18 protein-coding genes, 2 tRNA genes and 1 pseudogene are annotated in these 23,182 nt (G+C 68.4%); 14 read left to right on the plus strand and 7 right to left on the minus strand.

Annotated features, from left to right (window positions below; genetic code table 11):
* Positions 1-86: 86 nt before the first annotated feature.
* On the minus strand, positions 87-548 hold the full coding sequence (locus HT102_RS16195) for a PH domain-containing protein (protein ID WP_192040022.1): 462 nt from the start codon (positions 546-548) through the stop codon (positions 87-89).
* Positions 549-865: 317 nt separating this feature from the next.
* On the opposite strand from HT102_RS16195, the gene HT102_RS13790 reads away from it, so the two are divergent.
* The 3 genes from HT102_RS13790 (at position 866) to ilvC (ending at position 4,491) form a co-directional block, all read left to right on the plus strand.
* Positions 866-2,875 carry an acetolactate synthase large subunit gene (locus HT102_RS13790; RefSeq protein ID WP_192040023.1) on the plus strand — a complete coding sequence of 670 codons (2,010 nt, stop codon included), beginning with the start codon at positions 866-868 and terminating at the stop codon, positions 2,873-2,875.
* Positions 2,872-3,375, plus strand: coding sequence for an acetolactate synthase small subunit (gene ilvN, locus HT102_RS13795; protein ID WP_192040024.1), 504 nt, complete (start codon positions 2,872-2,874; stop codon positions 3,373-3,375). The genes HT102_RS13790 and ilvN overlap by 4 nt, the downstream gene beginning before the upstream one ends.
* A gap of 102 nt (positions 3,376-3,477) precedes the next feature.
* Complete coding sequence (gene ilvC / locus HT102_RS13800; protein ID WP_192040144.1) at positions 3,478-4,491, plus strand: ketol-acid reductoisomerase; 1,014 nt, start codon at positions 3,478-3,480, stop codon at positions 4,489-4,491.
* Between the two features lie 108 nt (positions 4,492-4,599).
* On the opposite strand, the gene HT102_RS13805 is transcribed toward ilvC, so the two are convergent.
* Complete coding sequence (locus HT102_RS13805; protein ID WP_192040025.1) at positions 4,600-5,250, minus strand: trypsin-like serine protease; 651 nt, start codon at positions 5,248-5,250, stop codon at positions 4,600-4,602.
* 244 nt (positions 5,251-5,494) lie between these two features.
* On the opposite strand from HT102_RS13805, the gene serA reads away from it, so the two are divergent.
* On the plus strand, positions 5,495-7,090 hold the full coding sequence (gene serA / locus HT102_RS13810) for a phosphoglycerate dehydrogenase (RefSeq protein ID WP_192040026.1): 1,596 nt from the start codon (positions 5,495-5,497) through the stop codon (positions 7,088-7,090).
* Between the two features lie 61 nt (positions 7,091-7,151).
* Positions 7,152-8,162: a 3-isopropylmalate dehydrogenase gene (locus HT102_RS13815; RefSeq protein WP_192040027.1), complete on the plus strand. Its 1,011-nt coding sequence runs from the start codon at positions 7,152-7,154 to the stop codon at positions 8,160-8,162.
* A 27-nt stretch (positions 8,163-8,189) separates the two neighbouring features.
* Here HT102_RS13815 and HT102_RS13820 read toward each other — a convergent pair whose 3' ends face one another.
* Entirely contained in the window at positions 8,190-9,425 is a 1,236-nt protein-coding gene (locus HT102_RS13820; protein ID WP_192040028.1) for an MFS transporter, read from the minus strand.
* Positions 9,426-9,538: 113 nt separating this feature from the next.
* Here HT102_RS13820 and HT102_RS13825 point away from each other — a divergent pair, with 113 nt between their 5' ends.
* From HT102_RS13825 to HT102_RS13840, 4 genes are all read left to right on the plus strand, one after another.
* Positions 9,539-10,324, plus strand: a complete 786-nt coding sequence (locus HT102_RS13825) for a fumarylacetoacetate hydrolase family protein (RefSeq protein ID WP_192040029.1) — start codon at positions 9,539-9,541, stop codon at positions 10,322-10,324.
* An 82-nt stretch (positions 10,325-10,406) separates the two neighbouring features.
* Positions 10,407-11,885 carry a glutamate--tRNA ligase gene (gltX, locus tag HT102_RS13830; protein WP_192040030.1) on the plus strand — a complete coding sequence of 493 codons (1,479 nt, stop codon included), beginning with the start codon at positions 10,407-10,409 and terminating at the stop codon, positions 11,883-11,885.
* Between the two features lie 104 nt (positions 11,886-11,989).
* A tRNA-Gln gene (locus tag HT102_RS13835) sits at positions 11,990-12,061 on the plus strand.
* Between the two features lie 99 nt (positions 12,062-12,160).
* Positions 12,161-12,233 (plus strand) — tRNA-Glu (locus HT102_RS13840).
* A 394-nt stretch (positions 12,234-12,627) separates the two neighbouring features.
* Here HT102_RS13840 and HT102_RS13845 read toward each other — a convergent pair.
* Entirely contained in the window at positions 12,628-13,329 is a 702-nt protein-coding gene (locus tag HT102_RS13845) for an IclR family transcriptional regulator (protein ID WP_192040031.1), read from the minus strand.
* A gap of 196 nt (positions 13,330-13,525) precedes the next feature.
* Between HT102_RS13845 and leuC the strand changes: the two genes are divergently transcribed.
* The 3 genes and pseudogenes from leuC to HT102_RS13860 all read left to right on the plus strand — a co-directional run.
* Positions 13,526-14,968: a 3-isopropylmalate dehydratase large subunit gene (leuC, locus tag HT102_RS13850; RefSeq protein WP_192040032.1), complete on the plus strand. Its 1,443-nt coding sequence runs from the start codon at positions 13,526-13,528 to the stop codon at positions 14,966-14,968.
* An 80-nt stretch (positions 14,969-15,048) separates the two neighbouring features.
* The gene (leuD, locus tag HT102_RS13855; RefSeq protein ID WP_192040033.1) at positions 15,049-15,651 is read left to right on the plus strand and encodes a 3-isopropylmalate dehydratase small subunit; all 603 of its coding nucleotides are present in this window, start codon (positions 15,049-15,051) and stop codon (positions 15,649-15,651) included.
* 136 nt (positions 15,652-15,787) lie between these two features.
* Positions 15,788-16,528 (plus strand): annotated as a pseudogene (locus tag HT102_RS13860) (HU family DNA-binding protein); the annotation flags it as partial.
* A 393-nt stretch (positions 16,529-16,921) separates the two neighbouring features.
* Here the strand turns inward: HT102_RS13860 and HT102_RS13865 are convergent.
* The 3 genes from HT102_RS13865 to cofC all read right to left on the minus strand — a co-directional run bounded on the left by HT102_RS13865 (position 16,922) and on the right by cofC (position 20,884).
* Positions 16,922-17,863: an NUDIX hydrolase gene (locus tag HT102_RS13865; RefSeq protein WP_192040035.1), complete on the minus strand. Its 942-nt coding sequence runs from the start codon at positions 17,861-17,863 to the stop codon at positions 16,922-16,924.
* Between the two features lie 2 nt (positions 17,864-17,865).
* Positions 17,866-20,010, minus strand: a complete 2,145-nt coding sequence (locus HT102_RS13870; RefSeq protein ID WP_225443712.1) for an RNA degradosome polyphosphate kinase — start codon at positions 20,008-20,010, stop codon at positions 17,866-17,868.
* A 121-nt stretch (positions 20,011-20,131) separates the two neighbouring features.
* Positions 20,132-20,884: a 2-phospho-L-lactate guanylyltransferase gene (gene cofC, locus HT102_RS13875; RefSeq protein WP_192040036.1), complete on the minus strand. Its 753-nt coding sequence runs from the start codon at positions 20,882-20,884 to the stop codon at positions 20,132-20,134.
* A gap of 111 nt (positions 20,885-20,995) precedes the next feature.
* Here cofC and HT102_RS13880 point away from each other — a divergent pair, with 111 nt between their 5' ends.
* Positions 20,996-21,994 carry an NAD(P)H-dependent glycerol-3-phosphate dehydrogenase gene (locus tag HT102_RS13880; RefSeq protein ID WP_192040037.1) on the plus strand — a complete coding sequence of 333 codons (999 nt, stop codon included), beginning with the start codon at positions 20,996-20,998 and terminating at the stop codon, positions 21,992-21,994.
* Positions 21,995-22,045: 51 nt separating this feature from the next.
* Positions 22,046-23,161 carry a D-alanine--D-alanine ligase family protein gene (locus tag HT102_RS13885; RefSeq protein WP_192040038.1) on the plus strand — a complete coding sequence of 372 codons (1,116 nt, stop codon included), beginning with the start codon at positions 22,046-22,048 and terminating at the stop codon, positions 23,159-23,161.
* Positions 23,162-23,182: the final 21 nt, after the last annotated feature.

Below are 23,182 nucleotides of genomic sequence, written 5' to 3' on the forward strand. Positions count from 1 at the left end.
GGCAGTGATGCGTAGGGGCCGGTCCGCGGGGCTGGTCGCGACCGGGCTTGCGCGATGCTGCCGCGGGGGCGGCGGATCGCGGTGGTCTATTCGGTGCTGTCCTGGGGGCTGGCGGTCGCGGGGGAGCGGGTTTCTTCCTGCTCGGCGCGATACGAGGCCTCGATGTCCGGGATGAGTCCGTTGCTCAGCGGCGTGATGCTGGGCAGGTCCTCAAGGGTCACGGCGGGCAGCGGTACTTGCTCGCCGGAGCGCAGGACGGCGCGGGCGGAACGATGCTTGGGGAAGGTAAGCCCCTTGATCTCCTCCCATGCAACGGTACGTGTTCTCAGCATCGTTCGTGTTCTGAGCCCGTTCTCGGATACCCTGGTCTGTACTCGCAGGATCCAGACCGCGAGAATGATGGGTGCTGCTAGCAGCCAGCCAAACAGGCGTGGCGAGGTAGCGGCGACGAGTGCGACGCAGCAGGCGAACAACAGGACGCCGAGCAGCGCGAGGCGTGAGATGCGGATGATCCGTGCTTGCGATTCCGGTGGCTTTGCATTGGGCACTCCTCCATACTCCCATCCCGCCGCAACCGTCTTAACATGTGGGACGCGCGGTGTTTTCGTTTGACGCCATGAGCAGGGCTTCACTAACGTCGGGTGCATGAATCGAACTGAGGTACTCGTAATCGCTGGGCGCGTCGCCGCCTGAGTGGGATTACGGATCACTCACCAGAGACGACGCGCACCCTCGTTTCGCAGAGACCTGCGAGCGGGGGTTTTTTGTTGCCCGCAGTTAGGATTCATGTAACACCCACGCGCGGTGGCCACGATGACGCCCCCGTGATTGGTACAAGCCCGAGAACTAGCCAGAGGAACTTGCAGTGAGTGCACCGACAGCACGGCCAACACCAGGCCCGCAGCCAGGACATCTCGCCGCGGGCAGCACCGCGGGTCACAGCGGCGACAGCGGTGGTGCCCAGGCCGAGCACGGTTCCGGGGCCACCCCGTCGAGCCTGCCCAGCACGCGGCCCGGGACGCCCGAGAGGATGACGGGCGCGCAAGCAGTGGTCCGGAGCCTCGAGGAGCTCCACGCCGACATCGTGTTCGGCATCCCGGGCGGAGCCATCCTGCCCGTCTACGACCCCATGCTCGACTCCCGCAAGGTCCGGCACGTGCTCGTCCGCCACGAGCAGGGCGCGGGCCACGCGGCCACCGGGTACGCGCAGGCCACCGGCAAGGTCGGGGTGTGCATGGCCACGTCCGGCCCCGGCGCGACGAACCTGGTCACGCCCCTTGCCGATGCTTACATGGACTCGGTCCCGATGGTCGCGATCACCGGGCAGGTCGGGCGTCCGCTCATCGGCACCGACGGCTTCCAGGAAGCGGATATCTCCGGCATCACCATGCCGATCACCAAGCACAACTTCCTGGTCACCGAGGGCGATGACATCCCCCGCATCATGGCCGAGGCGTTCCACCTCGCGGCCACCGGCCGGCCCGGCCCGGTGCTCGTCGACATCCCGAAGGATCTCCTGCAGGGCCAGATGAGCTTCGCCTGGCCGCCGGAGATGCACCTGCCCGGCTACCGCCCCGTCACCAAGCCGCACGGCAAGCAGGTCCGCGAGGCCGCCCGCCTGATCGCTGCGGCCGAGCATCCCGTGCTCTACGTCGGTGGCGGGGTGATCAAGGCGGAGGCGTCGGCCGAGCTGCTGGCGCTCGCCGAGCTGACCGGCATCCCGGTGGTCACCACGCTGATGGCGCGCGGCGCGCTCCCCGACAGCCACGACCTCAACCTCGGCATGCCCGGCATGCACGGCACCGTGGCCGCTGTCGCGGCGTTGCAGCGCAGCGACCTGCTCATCACTCTCGGTGCGCGCTTCGATGATCGCGTCACCGGAATGCTGTCGACCTTCGCCCAGAACGCCAAGGTCATCCACGCGGACATCGACCCGGCGGAGATCGGCAAGAACCGCCACGCCGACGTGCCGATCGTCGGTGATTGCAAGGAGGTCATCACCGAGCTGGCCGAGGTGATCCGCGCGGACCGCGAGATCGGGCGCGTGCCGGACCTCACCGCGTGGTGGCGCTACCTCGATGGGATCCGCAAGACCTTCCCGCTCAGCTACGGGCCGCAGAGCGACGGCTCCCTGTCGCCCGAGTACGTCATCGAGCAACTCGGCAAGCTTGCAGGGCCGGAGGCTGTGTACGTGGCGGGCGTCGGCCAGCACCAGATGTGGGCCGCGCAGTTCGTCAAGTACGAGAAGCCCCGCACCTGGCTCAACTCCGGTGGCCTCGGCACCATGGGCTACTCCGTCCCGGCCGCCATGGGCGCCAAGATGGGGCTGCCCGACACCGAGGTGTGGGCCATCGACGGTGACGGTTGCTTCCAGATGACGAACCAGGAGCTCGCGACCTGCGCCATCGAGGGAGTGCCGATCAAGGTCGCGCTCATCAACAACGGCAACCTCGGCATGGTCCGGCAGTGGCAGACCCTGTTCTACGGGGAGCGCTACTCCAACACCGACCTGTCCACGCACTCGCTGCGCATCCCGGACTTCGTCAAGCTCTCCGAGGCTCTCGGCTGCGTCGGCATCCGGGTCGACAAGGAGGAGGACGTGATCCCCGCGATCAAGAAGGCGCAGGAGATCAACGACCGCCCCGTTGTCATCGACTTCATCGTCGGCGCGGACGCGCAGGTGTGGCCCATGGTGGCCGCGGGAACGGGCAATGACGAGATCATGGCCGCGCGCGGCATCCGGCCACTGTTCGACGATGATGAAGGCATGGGGGATTCCCCCGCGGCGATCCACCAAGTGATGCATACCGAGGACCAGGCCGTCGCGAGCAAGGACGAGCAGGGCGCGGACGAGGAAGAAGGGGCCGATCAGTGAGAAGCAGTCACACGCTCAGCGTGCTCGTCGAGGACAAGCCTGGCGTTCTCGCGCGCGTGGCCTCGTTGTTCTCGCGGCGCGGCTTCAACATCGAGTCCCTCGCGGTCGGTCCGACCGAGATCAAGGGTGTCTCGCGGATGACGATCGTGGTCGTCGTCGAGGACCAGCCGCTCGAGCAGGTCACCAAGCAGCTCAACAAGCTGATCAATGTCCTGAAGATCGTCGAGCAGGATCCTGTCGCGTCGGTCGCCAGGGAACTCGTCCTGATCAAGGTGCGCGCCGATGCCGCTGTTCGCGGCCAGGTCGTCGAGGTGGCCCAGCTGTTCCGGGCCAACGTCGTCGATGTCGCGCCGGAGTCCCTCACCATCGAGGCGACCGGGACCCAGGACAAGCTCGAGGCGCTCCTGAAGCTGCTCGAGCCCTACGGCATCCGCGAGATCGTGCAATCCGGGATCGTGGCGCTCGGGCGCGGACCGAAATCCATCACCGCGACCCGCTAGCCTTTACTACCCTGGATGCGGCCAGTCCAGCATCCAGGGCAATGCCTGACCACATGGTCGACGATTGTCGAGCATGCCCATAGCGAAGAAGGGAACTACCACGTGGCCGTCGAGATCTTCTATGACGATGATGCCGACCTCTCGATCATCCAGGGCCGCAAGGTCGCTGTCATCGGATACGGAAGCCAGGGGCATGCCCACTCGCTGAGCCTCCGCGATTCCGGCGTCGACGTGCGCATCGGCCTGAAGGAGGGGTCCAAGTCCTGCGCCAAGGCAGAGGAGCAGGGCCTGACCGTCCTCACTCCCGCCGAGGCAGCAGCCTGGGCCGACGTCATCATGGTGCTCGCGCCCGATACCGCGCAGGCCTCCATCTACAGCAATGACATCGAGCCCAGCCTCAAGGACGGCGACGCGCTGTTCTTCGGCCACGGCCTCAACATCCGCTTCGGCCTGATCAAGCCCCCGGCCAACGTCACCGTCGCGATGGTCGCGCCGAAGGGCCCCGGCCACCTCGTGCGCCGCCAGTTCACCGACGGCAAGGGCGTCCCCGCGCTTGTCGCCGTGGAGCAGGACCCGAAGGGCGAGGGCCTCGCGCTCGGCCTGTCCTACGCCAAGGCCATCGGTGGCACCCGCGCCGGGGTCATCAAGACGACCTTCGCCGAGGAGACCGAGACCGACCTGTTCGGCGAGCAGGCCGTGCTGTGCGGTGGCACCGAGAAGCTCGTTCAGACCGGCTTCGAGGTCCTCATCGAGGCCGGCTATGCCCCCGAGATCGCCTACTTCGAGTGCCTCCACGAGCTCAAGCTCATCGTTGACCTCATGTACGAGGGCGGCATCGGCCGGATGAACTACTCGGTGTCCGACACCGCGGAGTTCGGTGGCTACCTCTCCGGCCCGCGCGTCATCGACGCCGACACCAAGGCTCGCATGAAGGACATCCTCGCCGACATCACCTCCGGCGAGTTCGTCAAGCGCCTCGTCGCCAACGTCGAGGGCGGCAACAAGGAGCGCGAGGGACTCCGCAAGGAGAACGCCGAGCACCCCATCGAGGTCGTGGGCGCGAAGCTGCGCGGCCTGATGAGCTGGGTCGATCGTCCGATCACCGAGACTGCCTGACACTCGTCATTGACGACAGTGCCCCCGGATCCGTACGGATCCGGGGGCACTGTCATGTCGCTCCGGGGCATGTTGCTCCGGCCCGGCCCAGCGGCCGGGCCCGGTCTGCTAGATCGGGCGGAAGCCCGCGCCGACCCCACCGACGAAGCTGCTCTCCGCGACGATGGCGTCCATGTTGATGCTGACGTGCGGTCCCGCGCAGGGGATGAGGAAGTAGGCGCTGACCAGACCGATCAGGCGGGTGCCCGAGGTGATGGGGCCGCCGGAGTCGCCCTCGGTGATGCACACGAAGCCGTACTGCTCGGCGAACACCGTATCCACGAACAGGTTGACGCCGCAGGTATGGCCGGTGGTGCGGCCCTGCTTGCACACGAGCTCCGGGACCGGAGCGGGCGCGCCGACCTCGGTGATCGTCGTGCCCCCCACCGTGCGGCTCGGTGCCACGCGGGCCTCATCGAACTGGATGACGGCGTAGTCGAGGAGGGGGTTGGTCCGCACGACCGTGCCGACGCGGCCCGCTGCGGGTGTGGCCTCGGCGTGGACCGAGGAGCCGGGCCCGCCGCAGTGGGCGGCGGTGAAGCCCACGAGCCGCCCCTGGTCGTCCCGGCCGATGGTGGTCAGGGAGCAGAGGAAGTCCCCGCCCACCACGATGCCCGATCCGCCCCCGAGTGTGGCCTTCGCGGACTGCGCGCTCGCGGCGGGCAGGCCGACGAGCAGCGTGGCGGCCAGCGCGACCAGGGCGATGACAAATCTTCTCAACCGAGGGCTCCTTAGCTTGATGTGACTCCGGGCCGACGGCGTGGCTCGCGGCGGCGGATTTCCGTTGAGGCTACGTGACTGCATTGATATGCAGTCGCAATTTAATGATGGTAACCCCGCGAGTGTCGGTCGGCCTGATCGGCCATGCTCCGGCTCCACTAGGTGGGACGATGTGGAATGTGACCGGGTAGCCGACTAGGCTATCGGCGATCACAGCATCTACAGACCCGAGGAGAGTTCGCAGGTGACCCAGTCAGGCCGTCCGGTAGTTCTAATCGCGGACAAGCTCGCCCCCTCGACAGTGGAAGCGCTCGGCGATGGAGTGGAGGTCCGCTGGGTCGATGGGCCCAACCGCGCCGAACTGCTCGCGGCGGCCCCCGAGGCTGATGCGCTGCTCGTGCGTTCCGCGACCACCGTCGACGAGGAAGTCCTCGCGGTGGCATCGAAGCTCAAGATCGTCGCGCGCGCCGGGGTCGGCCTCGACAACGTTGATGTCCCCGCCGCCACGGCCCGTGGCGTGATGGTGGTCAACGCCCCCACCTCGAACATCCACAGCGCTGCCGAGCACGCCGTGGCGCTGATGATGGCAACGGCCCGGCAGATCCCCGCGGCCGACAAGACCCTGCGCGACCGCGAGTGGAAGCGCAGCAGCTTCAACGGCACCGAGATCTTCGGCAAGACCGTCGGCGTCGTCGGCCTCGGCCGCATCGGCCAGCTCTTCGCCCAGCGCGCCGCTGCCTTCGAGACCACCATGATCGCTTATGACCCCTACGTCTCGGCCGCTCGCGCCGGCCAGCTCGGCATCGAGCTCGTGTCGCTCGAGGAGCTGCTTGAGCGGGCCGACATCATGTCGATCCACTTGCCGAAGACCCCGGAGACCAAGGGGCTCATCGGCGCGGCGGAGCTCGCCCGCACCAAGAAGGGCGTCATCATCATCAACGCCGCTCGAGGTGGCCTGATCGATGAGTCCGCCCTCGCGGACGCGGTCACCAGCGGGCAGGTCCGCGCGGCGGGCATCGATGTTTACGCCTCCGAGCCGTGCACCGACAGCCCCCTGTTCGACCTTCCCCAGGTCGTTGTCACCCCACACCTTGGCGCCTCCACCGTCGAGGCCCAGGACCGCGCTGGCACTGATGTCGCGAAGAGCGTTCGCCTCGCGCTCGCTGGCGAGTTCGTCCCCGACGCGGTCAACGTCGCCGGCGGCCCGGTCGGCGAAGAGGTCGCCCCGTGGCTCGAGATCTCCCGCAAGCTCGGCGTGCTCGCCGGTGTCCTCACCCCCGAGCTGCCCGCCAGCCTGTCGGTCGATGTGCGCGGCGAGCTGGCCAGCGAGGAGGTCGAGATCCTGGGCCTCTCCGCGATCCGGGGACTGTTCTCCGCGGTCATCGATGATTCGGTGACCTTCGTCAACGCGCCCGCCCTCGCCGAGGAGCGGGGCGTGACCGCCGAGGTGACCAAGGCTGCCGAGAGCCCCAACCACCGCAGCGTGGTGGACCTGCGCATGGTGCTCTCCGATGGCGAGATCATCAATGTCTCCGGCACCCTGACGGGCCCGTCGCGCGTGGAGAAGATCGTCAACATCAACGGTCGCAACTTCGAGATGCGCGCCGAGGGCATCAACCTGCTCGTGCACTACGAGGACCAGCCCGGCGCGCTCGGCAAGATCGGCACCCGCCTCGGCGAGGCCGGCGTGAGCATCCTCGCTGCCCAGCTTTCCCAGGATACCGAGGGCACCGGAGCGACCATCCTGCTGCGCCTCGACCGCGAGGTCCCGCAGGAAACCGTGGATTCCATCGCCGCGGGCGTCTCTGCCTCCAACATCAAGGTCATCAATCTCGACTGATCAGATCCCCAGGGCCGGGCCTCGACGGGCCCGGCCCTGCTTGGGCAATGGGAAGGAAGTCATGAAGCTCGCGGTCATCCCCGGGGACGGCATCGGCCAGGAAGTCACCGCCGAGGCGCTCAAGGTCCTCGACAAGGTCTCGCCCGGGATCGACAAGACCACGTTCGATCTCGGTGCGCGGCGCTACAACGCCACGGGGGAGATCCTCCCTGACTCCGTGCTCGAGGAGATCCGCGAGCACGATGCCATCCTGCTCGGCGCTATCGGTGACCCGTCGGTCACTCCTGGGATCCTCGAGCGGGGCCTGCTGCTCAAGCTGCGGTTCGCGCTCGACCACCACGTGAACCTGCGTCCGTCCAAGCTGTTCGAGGGCGTCACCGGTCCGCTCGCGGGCAACAAGCCTATTGACATCGTCGTGGTGCGCGAGGGCACCGAGGGCCCGTACATCGGCAACGGGGGAGCGCTGCGCGTCGGCACCCCCCATGAGGTCGCGACCGAGGTCAGCGTCAACACCCGCTTCGGCATCGATCGTGTCGTCCGCTATGGCTTCGACCTGGCGATGCAGCGCGGCAAGCACGTCACCCTCGTCCATAAGACCAATGTGCTCACCTACGCGGGATCACTGTGGTCGCGCGCCGTGGATGCCGTCGCCGCCGAGTACCCCGAGGTGGAGGTGGCATACCAGCACATCGACGCCACCACCATCCACCTCGTGACCGACCCGAAGCGCTTCGACGTGATCGTCACCGACAACCTCTTCGGCGACATCATCACCGACCTCGCTGCCGCCGTCACCGGCGGGATCGGGCTCGCAGCAAGCGGAAACATCGATGCGAGCCGCGCCAACCCCAGCATGTTCGAGCCGGTGCATGGCAGCGCGCCGGACATCGCCGGCCAGCAGAAGGCAGACCCGACCGCAGCGATCCTGTCGGTGTCACTGCTGATGGCCCATCTCGGCGACAATGACGCCGCCGCGCGCATCGAGGCGGCAGTCGCGGCCGATCTCGCGAGCCGGGGCTCGGCGACCGCATCCACCAGCGAGATCGGTGACAGGATCGCCGCCGCGCTCTAGCGAGCCCGGATAGCCTTGCCGGGCGCCTCACTGCCGCGAGGTGATGGCGCCCGGCACCAGCGGCACCGCGAGCAGCGCGAAAGCGGCGCTGCCCGCGAACAACCACGGGAATCCCCACAGCTCGACGACGATGCCCGCGACCGGTGGCACCGCGCTCGCCAGGGCGTTCTGCGCCGTGTTGTGCAGCCCCAGCACCCGCCCGCCCCAGAACGGCCCGGCGATCTCTGCCGCGGCCGTGTATGCGAGCCCATTGTCAGCGACCGTGATCACGCTCGCGGCGACAAGCACGATCAGCGCCACGGTGGTTGCCCCGACGAGGTCCGCGACGGCGAGCACGAGCATCACGAGGACCGCGGCGATCGCGATGATCCGCATGGGCCCGGTGCGGGAACCAGCACGATCCGACCACACCCCGGCGCCCACCCGGCCCGCGGCTCCCGCGAGCTGGGTGATTCCCACGAACACGCCCGCGGCGAGGGGCGAGAAGCCCTGCTCGCTGATCAACCACACCATGGCCAAGCTCCACAGCGTGAACTGCGGGACCACGAGCAGCACCGCCGCGGCGTGCACCCGCACCAGCCCAGAGCCCTGCGTGTAGGGGGAGCGGCGCAGTTCGAGGGCCTCGCTCGAGCCGGCGCGGGGGCGAGCGGGGTCATGCGCCCAGCGGACCAGCACCGCGACCGCTCCCAAGCAGGAGGCGGCTGCCACGGCGAGCACGGCCGCCACCCCGGAGGCTTCGGCGGTGACCGGAACGATGACCGCGGCGGCAGCGATCCCGAGCGGCTGCGCCATCTGGCGCAGGCCCATCGCGAGCCCTCGCTGGTCGGCGGGGAACCAGCCGACGACGAGGCGGCCGCTCGCGGCGTTCGCGCTCGCTGCGGCGATGCCGGCGAGGAACAGGACCGCGGCGATGCCCGCGGGAGGCACGGTGGCGCCCAGCGCGCCGCCCGCCACTGAGACGACGAGAACTGCGGTTCCCGTAGCGATGGCACCGAGCAGCATTCCCGCGAGGAGGACGCCGCGCTCGCCGAGCCGGTCGACGACTGCCCCCCACGCCACCAGCGTGAGCATCAGCCCGACCGTCGGGGCGGCGGCGATCGCGCCCGCATGGCCGAGGCCCAGTCCGTAGGGGCCGTCCGCGGAGTGCAGATGGGGTATGAGGAACGCGCCGATGCCCACGAGCAGGGAGGAGACGGTCTGCGCGATCGTGCCCGCCGCAAGGACGCGCCATTTCACGCCGGGGGAGCGGATCTCGACACTCATCGCGACTCCTATAGAGTGGGACTACAGTCCTAGTATATGAACTACCTTGCCGAGAACGCTAGCATCCGGGCGCCGGTGCCGCGAGCCCCCCCGCACCCGCTACCCTTGACCGCATGCGTCTAGGCCGAGTAGCACCCCCCGACGGCGTCGCCTTCGTCTCCGTGGACGGCGACCCCATCACAGACCCGAGCGCCGCCACCGTCCGGGAGATCGCTGAGCATCCCTTCGGCGAGCCCACCTACACGGGCAGGAGCTGGAACCTGCCGAATGTGCGGCTGCTCGCCCCGATCCTCTCGAGCAAGGTCGTGTGCATCGGCAAGAACTACGCCGCGCACGCGGCCGAGATGGGGGGAGCGCCGCCGGAGGAGCCGGTCATCTTCATGAAGCCCTCCACCGCCATCACCGGCCCCGGATCACCCATCCTGCTGCCACCCGCCTCCGCCGAGGTCCACTACGAGGGCGAGCTCGCGGTCGTCATCGGCAGACCCTGCCGCGATGTGCCCGCGGCCCGCGCCAAGGACGTCATCCTCGGCTACACCGTGGCCAATGACGTCACCGCGCGGGACCTGCAGCGCCGTGATGGGCAGTGGACCCGAGCCAAGGGATTCGACTCGTTCTGCCCGCTCGGGCCGTGGATCGTCACCGATCTCGACCCCTCGGACCTGCGCATCCATACCGAGCTCGACGGCGCGATCGTGCAGGACAGCCGGACCTCGCTGCTCGTTCACTCGATACCCGAGCTCGTCGAATGGGTATCCCGCGTCATGACCCTGCTGCCCGGCGACGTCATCCTCACCGGCACCCCGGAGGGAGTCGGGCCGATCCGCGAGGGACAAAGCGTCTCCGTCACCATCGAGCGGATCGGAACGCTCACCAACACCGCGCAAGCCCGCCCCTGAACCGATCGCAGGCACGGGGCGCATACTTCCGAGGCTGGGAGCCCCAGGCCGTACCGCATCATCCCGAATATCGAAGAGAGCCATGAATACTCCTGTCAGCCCCGTCCGCGTCCGGTTCTGCCCGTCGCCCACCGGCACCCCGCACGTCGGGCTCATCCGGACCGCCCTGTTCAACTGGGTGTTCGCCCGCCACCACGGCGGCGACTTCGTCTTCCGCATCGAGGACACCGATGCCCAGCGCGACAGCGAGGAGTCCTACCGCGCGCTCCTCGACGCGATGCGCTGGCTCGGGCTCGACTGGGACGAGGGCCCCGAGATCGGCGGCCCCTTTGAGCCCTACCGGCAGTCCGAGCGGCGCGAGCTCCACCGCGACGTGGTCCGCCAGCTCCTCGAGGCGGGCGAGGCCTACGAATCATTCTCCACCCCGGCTGAGGTGGAGGAAAGGCATAAGGCAGCCGGGCGCGACCCCAAGCTCGGCTACGACAACCACGACCGCGACCTCACCGAGGCCCAGCGCGACGCCTTCCGGGCCGAGGGCCGGAAGCCCGTCATCCGGCTGCGCATGCCCGCCACGGACATCACCTGGAACGACCTCGTGCGCGGCGAGATCACCTTCAAGGCCGGAACCGTGCCGGACTTCGCGCTCACCCGCGGCAACGGCGCCCCCCTCTACACGCTCGTCAACCCCGTCGACGACGCCACCATGCGCATCACCCATGTGCTGCGCGGCGAGGACCTCCTGTCGTCCACGCCTCGCCAGATCGCCCTCTACGGTGCGCTCCAGCGCATCGGAGTGGCCGAGGCCGTGCCCGCCTTCGGTCACCTGCCCTACGTCATGGGGGAGGGCAACAAGAAGCTCTCCAAGCGCGACCCCCAGGCGGATCTCTTCCTGCACCGCGAGCGCGGCTTCATCCCCGAGGGGCTGATCAACTATCTCTCGCTGCTCGGCTGGAGCATCTCGGGCGATCGCGACATCTTCTCCCTCAACGAAATGGTCACCGCCTTCGACATCACCGAGGTCTCCGCCAACCCCGCGCGCTTCGACCAGAAGAAGGCCGATGCGATCAACGCCGAGCACATCCGCCTGCTCGAGCCCGAGGACTTCGCGCAGCGGCTCCGCGCTTTCCTCGCGGACCGGTTCGGCCTGCCCGCGAGCATCCCGGACGACGAGTTCGCCATCGCCGCCGACCTCGTGCACACGCGCATCGTCGTTCTCGAGGACGCCTGGGGGCTGCTGCGATTCCTCTACATCGATGAGGGTGACTTCGCCATCGACCCCGCCGCCGCGCGCAAGAACCTCAAGCCGGAGAGCGCGCCCGTCCTCGACGCCGCGATCACCGCGCTCGAGGGCCTGCCGAACTGGGAGACCGGCACGATCGAGACGGCTCTGAAGTCCGCGCTCATCGAGGGGCTCGAGCTCAAGCCGCGCGTCGCCTTCGGCGCTGTCCGTGTCGCGGCCACTGGTTCCCACATCAGCCCGCCCTTGTTCGAGTCCCTTGAGCTTCTCGGACGCGAACGCACGCTGTCCCGGCTCCGATCAGCGCGGGAATCGCTCTCCTGACCAGCCGATTTGGTCAAACCGGTGGTGGGTTTGCTAACCTGTTCATCGGTTTGGGGCGCAGGCGCTCGGCCCACAAGGTCAAGCTCGTCTTCGCCCCAATGCTTTGGGGTATGGTGTAATTGGCAACACAGCTGATTCTGGTTCAGCCGTTCTAGGTTCGAGTCCTGGTACCCCAGCTTGCTCGCGCAGCAGCCGATTTGGTTGCCGGACGAACACCAGCTAAGCTGGCTGAGCTTCCAAGCGAGCAACCAAGGAACGACCTCGTTCCAAGTCCTGGCCCCGTCGTCTAGCGGCCTAGGACGCCGCCCTCTCAAGGCGGTAGCGCGGGTTCAAATCCCGTCGGGGCTACAGTGAGATCTCTCCTGAGATCACGCGAGGGCCGGATCCCTTCCAGGGTCCGGCCCTTTCGCTATTGCTAGGGCATTTTGCTGGGTGCCCTTGCTTGCTGGTTGCCCCTGCTGGGTGCCTTCGCGGCGCTGACGCGGGCGGGGGCTGGTTTGCGCACCTTGCGCTGGTTTCGGTGGCTGTGATGGCCGCGGGGAAGCGGTGGCCGGAGAGCTGCCACCCTTGCCAGTTCGAAGCCACAGATAGCCCACAGATGCCACCGATATATCCGTGGCGCCTGTGCCCAGGGGTGGCAGGAGCGGGCCAGGGGTGGCAGCCGCGCCGCCTCGCCGCCGCGCCGCCTGGGGAGCGCCGCCTCGCCGCCGCGCCGCCGCAGGACACCCAGCACTAGGTCAGGTCAGAGGCGCTTCTGGATCGCGTCCGCCGCGGCGAGAAGGTCCGCGGCCCAGCGCGCGCCGGGCTTGCGGCCCATGCGGTCGATGGGGCCGGAGACAGAGATGGCGGCGATGACAGTGCCCGCGCCGTCGCGGATGGGGGCGGCGACGCTCGCCACCCCGGACTCGCGCTCGGCGATGGATTGTGCCCAGCCGCGGCGACGCACCTCGCTGAGAGTGCGGTCGGTGTACTTCGCCTCGGCGAGCAGCGCGCGCTGCACCGGCAGATCGGCCCAGGCGGCGAGCACCTTGGCGCCGGATCCGGCGGTCATGGGCAGGCGGGCGCCGACGAGCACGGTGTCGCGCAGGCCGGTGGGTGGCTCCATGGACGCGATGCAGATGCGGTCGAGCCCATCGCGGCGGTAGACCTGCACGCTCTCGCCGGTGATCTCGCGCAGCCGGGGCAGCACGTAGGAGGAGGCGTCGACGAGGGTGTCCTTGGCGGTGGCAGCGAGCTCGGCGAGCGCGGGGCCGGGCGCCCAGAGCCCTTGCGCGTTGCGGATGAGCAGCCGATGGGTCTCGAGGCCCACGGCCAGTCGATGCGCGGTGGCCCTAGGCAATCCGGTCCGCTCGCAGAGTAAGCTGAGGTTGCATGGTTCGTCTGCCACTGCGTGCAGAACAGTCATCGCTTTGTCGAGAACTCCAATGCCGCTATGCTGTCTCACAAGACGATATTAGCGTTCCGAATGGTGAGATTTCTAGTACTTGCAGGAAACAGCCAGGCATCCGCCAGGAAGAGCGCCCGTGATACAGCGTGCGGCGGTGCGACCGCGCTGCCGCTAGGAGCAAGGCCGGTCACCCGGTTCGCGCACAGCCCCCCGCGCGATCCTTGGGCCCGGACCAGGATGAGGTGGAATCGACATGGCACACACATCGTCGGCGCAACCACGCCCCCGCACGATGGCGGAGAAGGTCTGGGAGGACCACGTCGTCGTGCACGGCAGCGGCGAGGGCGACTCCCGCGAGCCCGATCTGATCTACATCGACCTGCACCTCGTCCATGAGGTGACGAGCCCGCAAGCCTTCGACGGGCTGCGACTCGCCGGCCGCCCGGTCCGCCGCCCCGACCTCACGATCGCCACCGAGGACCACAACGTCCCCACCATCGATATCGACAAGCCCATCGCGGACATGGTCTCCCGCACCCAGGTCGAGACGCTGCGCCGCAACTGCGAGGAGTTCGGCGTGCGGCTGCACCCGATGGGAGACCTCGAGCAGGGCATCGTGCATGTCGTAGGCCCCCAGCTCGGCCTCACCCAGCCCGGCATGACCGTGGTGTGCGGCGATAGCCACACCTCCACCCACGGCGCGTTCGGCTCCCTCGCCATGGGCATCGGCACCTCCGAGGTCGAGCACGTGCTCGCCACCCAGACGCTTCCGCTGCGTCCCTTCCGGACCATGGCGATCAACGTCGATGGCGAGCTGCCACCCGGCGTCACCAGCAAGGACATCATCCTCGCGGTGATCGCCAAGATCGGCACCGGCGGCGGCCAGGGATACGTCCTCGAGTACCGCGGCAGCGCCATCCGGGCCCTGTCGATGGAAGCCCGCATGACCATCTGCAACATGTCGATCGAGGCCGGTGCCCGCGCCGGGATGATCGCGCCCGACGAAACGACCTACGCGTTCATCAAGGGCCGCCCCCACGCGCCCCAGGGCGACGACTGGGACGCGGCCGTGGCAGCCTGGGACCAGCTCCGCACCGACGAGGGCGCCGAGTTCGACCAAGAGGTCTACATCGACGCCTCTACCCTCACCCCCTTCGTCACCTGGGGCACGAACCCCGGCCAGGGCGTACCGCTCAGTGACGCCGTCCCCGACCCCGAATCGTTCCTCGATGAAGGCAGCCGGTACTCGGCAGCGAAGGCGCTCGACTACATGGGACTGAGTGCCGGGACCCCGATGCGGGAGATCGCCGTCGATACCGTCTTCGTGGGCTCCTGCACCAATGGGCGCATCGAGGACCTCCGCGCTGTAGCCGAGGTGCTCGAGGGGCGCTCCGTCGCGCCGGGCGTGCGCATGCTCATCGTGCCCGGATCGATGCGGGTCCGCGCCCAGGCGGAGGAGGAGGGCCTCGGCAGGATCTTCGAGGCCGCGGGTGCCGAGTGGCGGCAGGCGGGATGCTCGATGTGCCTCGGCATGAATCCCGATCAGCTCGCTCCGGGGGAGCGGTGCGCCTCCACTTCGAACCGCAACTTCGAGGGACGCCAGGGCAAGGGCGGGCGCACCCACCTCGTCTCGCCGCTCGTGGCTGCCGCGACCGCGGTGCGCGGCACCCTTGCCGCGCCCACCGATCTCGACTGAGCGGCCTGCTGGCGCCACCATTCCACGACGCAACAGCCCGACGAAGCTACAGCCCGACGAAGCTACGCAAGGAACTCACCATGGAAGCCTTCACCACGCACACGGGAATCGGCGTCCCGCTGCGCCGGTCCAATGTCGACACCGATCAGATCATCCCGGCCGTCTACCTCAAGCGTGTCACCCGCACCGGGTTCGAGGACGGGCTGTTCGCCGCCTGGCGCAATGACCCGTCCTTCATCCTCAACATCCCGCCCTACGATCGTGGCTCCGTCCTCGTGGCCGGGCCCGACTTCGGCACCGGCTCCTCCCGCGAGCACGCGGTGTGGGCATTGTCGAACTATGGCTTCCGCGTGGTCATCTCGTCGCGGTTCGCCGACATCTTCCGCGGCAACTCCGGCAAGCAGGGACTCCTCGCCGCCGAGGTCGAGCAGAGTGATGTGGAACTGCTGTGGAAGGTGCTCGAGGAGCAGCCCGGCCTCGAGATCACCGTCGATCTCGAGACCCGCATCATCACCGCGGGGACGCTGGTGCTGACCTTCAGCATCGACGACTACACCCGGTGGCGGCTGCTCGAGGGGCTCGATGACATCGGCCTGACCCTGCGCCATGAGCAGGCCATCGAGGACTTCGAGGGGACGCGCCCGGAGTGGAAGCCGCTCACGCTGCCAGCCCGCACAGAGTGATCCTGCTGGACAACGCGACGAATTATGCCGTCTCTGCACACGAGTTTCACTGTGGCACATAGACTCGGACTGATCACGGAACTACCGTGAACACTGGGGCCGGAGCCACCGGGGCCAGACTGTGCGGAGGCAAGGTATGAACAAGGCGGATCTCGTCGATGCCCTCACCCAGAAGCTGGGCACGGATCGGCGCAATGCATCGCAAGCCGTCGAGACGGTCGTTGACCTCATCGTGCGGGCAGTACATGCTGGAAAGACCGTGACCATCACGGGATTTGGCGTGTTCGAGCAGCGCAAGCGGGCGGCACGCGTAGCGCGGAACCCCCGTACCGGCGAGACCGTGCGCGTCGAGCCCACCAGCGTTCCCTCGTTCCGGCCCGGAGCCCAGTTCAAGGCGCTCATCGCAGGCGAGGCGGAACTGCCCGAGGAAGGCCCCGCCGTGAAGCGCGGCGCGGGAGCGGGCGGCGAGAAGGCAGAGCTGCCCGAGGCCGCGCGCGCCACCGTCGTCAAGGCGCCGCGCAAGTCCGCGACCAAGGCTGTCGAGGCAGGAAAGAAATCCAGCGGTGGCGCGAGCGGCGGGACCGCGGCCAAGAAGGCCCCCGCCAAGAAGGCGCCCGCGAAGAAGGCCCCGGCCAAGAAGGCGCCCGCCAAGGCCACGGGCGGTGCTGCACCCGCGAAGAAGGCTCCAGCGAAGAAGGCGTCCGCCGCCGGTGCCAGCGTGCCGAGCACGACTGCACCGAGCGCAGGGGTGCAGGAGGACGTTGCTAGCGCGCCCGCGAAGAAGGCGCCGGCGAAGAAGGCTCCAGCGAAGAAGGCGCCCGCCAAGAAGGCTCCCGCGAAGAAGGCGCCTGCGGCAAAGAAGGCTCCGGCGAAGAAGGCCCCGGCCACTCCTGCTGCGGAGACAACGGGTCCGGCGTCGGCGCCAGCGAAGAAGGCCCCCGCCAAGAAGGCACCAGCGAAGAAGGCTCCCGCGCGATCGGCCACTGCCGCGAATAAGGCCCCGGCGCGCAAGGCGCCCGCGAAGGGCACGAGCTCAACCTCGGCCGATGCCAGCCCCGGCTCGGACAAGGAGTCGTCGAGCTAGCGCTCGCTCCTAGCTCGTGCCGGGCCTGGCAGGCACCGGCACCTCCAACGCAGTGGAAACTTTTCCCGCTCCAACCGGGAAAAGTTTCCACTCGTTCTCGTGGGCCAACCCGTGGGCCAACCCGTGGGCCAGGCCAGCAGGCGCACGCCAGCAGGCCCACGCCAGCAGGCGCTCTCCACCCGGCAACTAGGTAGTGCTGAGCGCTGTGCCGGACATCGGTGATGCCAGGTAGTCGGCGGTGATGAGGTAGCCGTCGAGCAGGGTGAGCACCCACAGGCTGGCTTTCTCGTTCTCCGCGGGCGGCAGCGGGATACCGCTGCGGCGGGCAAGCCATTCCGTGAGGTGAGGGATGACCCCGCCCTGGCTGCAGATCAGGTGGGTTCCTGGTGCCTTGGCGAGCTCGAGGATGCGCTGGCGGGCCTTGGCAGGGTCATCCTGGTAGGCCTCCTCGCTGAGGGTGGGCTCGATGACGATGTCGGATCCGAGCTCGTCGGCGATGGGGGCGACGGTCTGGGTGCAGCGGACCCGGTCGGCGGAGTGCACGTCGGTGACACCGAATGCGAGGAAGTGCAGGAGCAGGGCCTCGGCCTGCGCGCGACCGGTGGCGTCGAGGGGCCGCTGGGTGTCATCGCCGATGAAGTCCTCGCGGCTGCCCGCGCTGGCGTGGCGCACGATCAGCAGGGTGGTGACGTCGATAGCGACCTTGGTGAAGCTCTTGATGACGCGCCGGTCGAGGTTGTAGCTGACTTTCTTGCAAGCCTTGTCGACGTCGAGCCAGAGCAACTGGTCGCATTCCTCGTTGGGCACGAACTCGCCGTGGAGGGCCTCCGCGGACCAGTAGTCGACTTCTTTGCGCTTGGCATCCTTGAGGGGGTAGGAGACGCGGATGAGGTGGCGGCCGAGCCGCGGCGTGTATCCCGTCTCCTCGGAGATCTCGCGCGCCGCGGCGACGGCGGGTGTCTCTCCTGCGTCGAGCTTGCCCTTGGGCAGCGACCAGTCGTCGTAGCGCGGGCGGTGGATGACGGCGATCTCGATGCCGTGGTGGGCGGCGTTGTGGCGCCACAGCACGGCACCGGCCGCGAGGACGCTGGTTTTGTCCTTCTTTTTCTTCTTCGGGCTCGGCGCCATGCTTATGAGCCTTGTGCCAGGTGCCGGCGGATCATCTCTTCCTGGTGGTCGCGGACCTGCTCGCCATCGGCGGGAGCGGCCACCCAGTTGCCGTCCGCTCCCAGGACCCAGCAGCGGGTGGTGGGGTCGAGCGCGGATTCGAAGAGGTCGTCGATCTGGGTGGTGATGCGGGCGTCGGTGACGCGCAGCAGGACCTCGATGCGCCGGTCGAGGTTGCGGTGCATCATGTCAGCGCTGCCGATCCAGAACTCGTCGGAGCCGCGGAACTGGAGGATGCGTGAATGCTCGAGGAAGCGGCCGAGGATGGAGCGGACGTGGATGGTCTCGCTGAGCCCAGGCATGCCCGGCTTGAGGGCGCAGATGCCGCGGACGACGATATCGACGGGCACGCCTGCCTGGGAGGCACGGTAGAGAGCGTCGATGACCTGCTCATCAACGAGGGCGTTGGCCTTGAGCCGGATGCCCGCGTGCTGGCCTGCCCGGTGCAGCTCGATCTCCCGCTCGATGCGGGTGATGATTCCCGCGCGGATGCCGCTGGGGGCGACGAGCAGGTTGCGGTACTGCTCGACGCGCGAGTAGCCGGTGAGGGAGTTGAACAGATCAGTGAGATCCGCACCGACCTCCGGGGCCGCGGTGAGGATGCCAACGTCCTCATATAGGCGGGCGGTCTTCGGATTGTAGTTGCCGGTGCCGATGTGGCAGTAGCGACGGATGGTGGATCCCTCGCGGCGGACGACGAGGCAGGTCTTGCAGTGGGTCTTGAGGCCGACGAGGCCGTAGACGACATGCACGCCGGCTTGTTCTAGCTTGCGGGCCCACTTGATGTTGGCCTGCTCGTCGAACCGCGCCTTGATCTCCACCAGTGCCACAACCTGCTTGCCAGCCTCCGCGGCATCGATGAGCGCGTTGATGATGGGGGAGTCGCCGGAGGTGCGGTAGAGGGTCTGCTTGATGGCGAGGACCTGGGGGTCCGCCGCGGCTTGCTCGACGAATCGCTGCACGCTCGTGGAGAACGAGTCGTAGGGGTGGTGGACGAAGACGTCGCCCTCTCGGAGAGTGGCGAAGACACTTTTGGGCGTCTCGCGTTCTCCGAACGCTGGGTGGGTCGCGGGGACGAAGGGCTTGTCCTTGAGGGCGGGCCGATCGACGCCGTACACCTGCCACATGCTCGACAGGTCGAGCAGGCCGGGGACGTGGACGACATCGGCCGGGTCGACATCGAGCTCGCGGAGCAGGAGCTCGAGCATGCGCTCGGTCATGTCATCGGAGACCTCGAGGCGCACCGGCGAGCCGAAGCGGCGACGGGCGAGCTCGCGCTCGAGGGCCTGCAGGAGGTCCTCGTCGCGATCCTCCTCGACCTCGAAGTCGGCGTTGCGGGTTATGCGGAACGCATGGTTCTCGACGATCTCCATGCCGTGGAACAGCACGTCGAGATGTGCGCCGATGAGCTCCTCCACCGGCAGGAACGCCACCGTGTCGGGCTCCTCCACGGGGACCTTGACGAAGCGGGAGACGTTGTCGGGCACCTTGACGCGCGCGAAGTGCTGCCCGGCGGCGTGGTCGCGGACGGTGACGGCGAGGTTGAGGCTCAGGCCGCTGATATAGGGGAACGGGTGCGCGGGATCCACGGCGAGCGGGGTGAGCACCGGGAATACCTGGTCATGGAAGTACTTGGTCATGGCCTTGCGCTGCTCGTCGGCCAGCTCCGCCCAGGCAACGAGCAGGATGCCTTCCTCGGCCAGCGACGGGCGCACCTGGTCCATGAACACGCGGGCGTGCTTGTTGGCGAGCTCCTGGGTGCGGGTGGCGATGAGGCCGAGTTGCTCGCGGGGGGAGAGCCCGTCGGCGGAGCGCACGGAGAGCCCTGTCTCGTCGCGGCGCTTGAGCCCGGCGACGCGCACCATGTAGAACTCGTCGAGGTTGGAGGCGAAGATCGCGAGGAACTTGGCGCGCTCGAGCAGCGGGATCGAGGCATCCTCGGCGAGGCTGAGCACGCGTGAGTTGAAGTCGAGCCAGCTCAGCTCGCGGTTGAGGTACCGGTCCGTGGGCAGTCCCTCGGGCGCGGACTCCGCCGCCGTCGCCGCGGGTGGCGCGGACGGGATGACATGCACCGGAGCGTTGGGCGCGGCTGGTGCCTCGGGGTCCAGCGCGAGGCCATCGGGCAGCGGGTTCCGCTCGGTCCGCTCGTCACCGCCGTCGGGGCCACTGCTAGCGCTGCGGCCGGGGGCCGGGGCAGGTGAGGTGTTCGCGCGATCGTCCACACCCCGATCATTCCAAATTGTCGCGCCACAGCAAGTTGGTTGGTGCCCGATCTGTCTGAACATTTGGTGATTTCTTCACAACATGCCCGAAAAACGGCAAAGATCCCAGGATCTCGGCCGTGAAACGTCCCACACCGATCGCGCGCGCGGCCTCGATATCGGCGATGCTGTCGATATCGGTGCGCAGCCCGGGCGCGGGAATGACAAGATCGCGGGCGCCGTCGAGCCGGTGGGATCGCGCGGAATCAGGGCCGAACCGGAATCGGGCGGCCCGGCCTGGCGGGTGGACGAGCATCGTGCTGCCGCGCCCGTGCCGGTCGGCAACCACCACGGTGGCTCCGGTGGCACGGCACTGTCCGAGGGCGGTCTCGATCTCGCTGGGCCGCGCCGCGGGAAGGTCGGCATGCACCACGGCCACCATACTGCCGCGCTGCCGGGCGAGCCGGGCGGCTCCCGCGAGCAGCATGTTCAACCGGGCCTCCGGGCTGGCGCGACCGGGGGTGAGCGGCGCGGCACCGTGCGCCGCGAGGCAGGTGGCCTCATCAAGGATCCGGGCCCCGTGGCCCCCAGCTGTCCGCGCGATCGCGTCGGAGCCCGCGATCACCGCGACCGAATCGACCGATGGACTGCCGACCAGCGTGGACAGGACATCATTGAGCATGGCCTCGGCGAGCCGGGACCGCTCCGCGGCATCGAGGCGCGGACCGAGCCGGGACTTGGCGCGCGACCAGTCCTTGGCCGGAACCAGCACATCTACCACCGGCGCGCTCCGGGGTGTTGTCGTGGCGATCGACCACGGCCACCCTGGGCGGCTGGCAGAATGCCGGAGCAGGAGCATGGCGTCGCGAGCGAGACACGGAAGTGGGTTTTCATGACCAAGGCTGCAGTAATGGGCTCGGGATCGTGGGGAACGGCATACGCCAAGGTCCTCGCCGATGCCGGTACGGACGTCATGATGTGGGCGCGCCGCCCGGAGCTCGCCGAGTGCATCGAGTCGCGGAACGAGAACAAGGACTACCTTCCTGGCATCATCCTGCCGGAGCGCCTGCACGGCACGGCCGACCCCGCGGTGGCGCTCGCCGACGCGGACATCGTGGTGTTGGCGGTTCCGTCGCAAACACTACGCGGCAACCTGGAATCGTGGAAGGAACTGGTTCCGCCGGATGCGACGCTGATGAGCCTGGCCAAAGGCGTGGAGAGCGAGACGCTGCTGCGCATGAGCCAGGTGATCGCGCAGGTGCTCAAGGCCGACCCCTCGCGCGTCGCGGTGCTGTCGGGCCCGAACCTCGCGCGCGAGGTCGCCGAGGGGCAGCCCGCGGCAACGGTCATCGCGTGCCCGGACTCGGCGCGGGCCATCGCGCTGCAGAAGGCCTGCCACACTGGCTATTTCCGGCCCTACACCAATACCGATGTGATCGGCTGCGAGATCGGCGGCGCGTGCAAGAACGTGATCGCGCTGGCGTGCGGCATGGCCTCGGGGGTGGGCCTCGGGGAGAACACGCTGGCCTCGATCATCACTCGCGGGCTCGCGGAGGTCACCCGGCTCGGCGTCGCGCTCGGTGCCAGCCCCGCGACGCTCGCGGGTCTCGCCGGGGTGGGGGACCTGGTGGCGACGTGCACCTCGCCGCTCTCGCGCAACCGCAGCTTCGGCGAGGCGCTGGGCCGGGGCGGCTCGATGGAGGACGCGCAGCGCGCGGCCCACGGACAGGTGGCAGAGGGCGTCAAGTCGTGCACGTCGGTGCGCGCGCTGGCGAACAGCTATGGGGTCGATATGCCGCTGACCAACGCGGTGCACCAGGTGTGCCACGAGGGGCAGGCCGTGCTCGATGCGGTCCAGCAGTTGCTGGGGCGCTCCACGAAATCCGAGTAACAGCCGTGCCTCTCGCCCCGCCCTGGCAGCGCTCCGGGTAGCGTTGGGCGGGTGCCTGAGGATCGGATTCGCGTAGCTGTTGTATTTGGTGGCCGCAGTGCCGAGCACCCCGTGTCGTGCGTATCGGCGGGGAGCGTGCTGCGACACATCGATCGGGAGCGCTTTGATGTCGTCCCGATCGGCATCACCCGGGAGGGCACCTGGGTGCAGGGCGTGACCGACCCCAGCAAGCTGGTCATCGCCAACAAGTCGCTGCCGTCGGTGGATCCCGCTGGGGGCGAGCTGTCCCTGTCGCCGTCCCCCGCGCGCAAGGGCGAGATCGTCGCTCTCGACGGTGACGCGATCGGAACTGTCCTGTCCACCGTGGACGTCGTCTTCCCGGTCCTGCACGGGCCCTACGGCGAGGACGGCACGGTACAGGGCCTGCTCGAGCTCGCCGGTGTGCCCTACGTGGGACCCGGGGTGCTCGCGAGCGCTGCCGGAATGGACAAGGAGTTCACCAAGAAGCTGCTCGCGGCCGAGGGGCTGCCGGTGGGGAAGCAGGTGGTGCTCCGGCCGGGCGCGGCTACCCTCACCGAGCAGGAGCGCGAGCTCATCGGGCTTCCCGCGTTCGTCAAGCCTGCCCGGGGCGGCTCGTCGATCGGGATCTCCCGCATCACGAGCTGGGACGATCTGGATGCCGCGATCGGGGAGGCCCGCGCGCACGACCCCAAGGTGATCGTCGAGGCGGGGATCGTGGGCCGCGAGGTGGAGTGCGGTGTGCTCGAGTTCGCTGACGGCCGGGTGGAGGCGAGCGTCATCGCCGAGATCCGGCTGCCCGAAAGCCATGTCGGCGACGCCGAGGGTGGTGCTTTCTACGACTTCGAGACGAAGTACATCAATGACGTCACCGAGTTCGATGTGCCGGCCAGCCTTGATGACGCGACGACGAAGGAGATCCAGCGCATCGCGATCGAGGCGTTCCACGCGCTCGGCTGCCAGGGGCTCGCTCGCGTGGACTTCTTCGCGACCGAGGACGGTCCGGTGATCAACGAGATCAACACGATGCCCGGCTTCACGTCGATCTCGCTGTATCCGCGCGTGTGGGCCGAGACGGGCGTGGAGTACCCGCGGCTGATCTCCACGCTGATCGAGACGGCGCTCGCGCGCGGCACCGGCTTGCGCTGACCGAGGACTAGCGGGGCTGTC

Origin of the sequence: Lolliginicoccus lacisalsi, from assembly GCF_014841105.1 — a bacterium.
Taxonomy (GTDB): domain Bacteria; phylum Actinomycetota; class Actinomycetes; order Mycobacteriales; family Mycobacteriaceae; genus Lolliginicoccus; species Lolliginicoccus lacisalsi.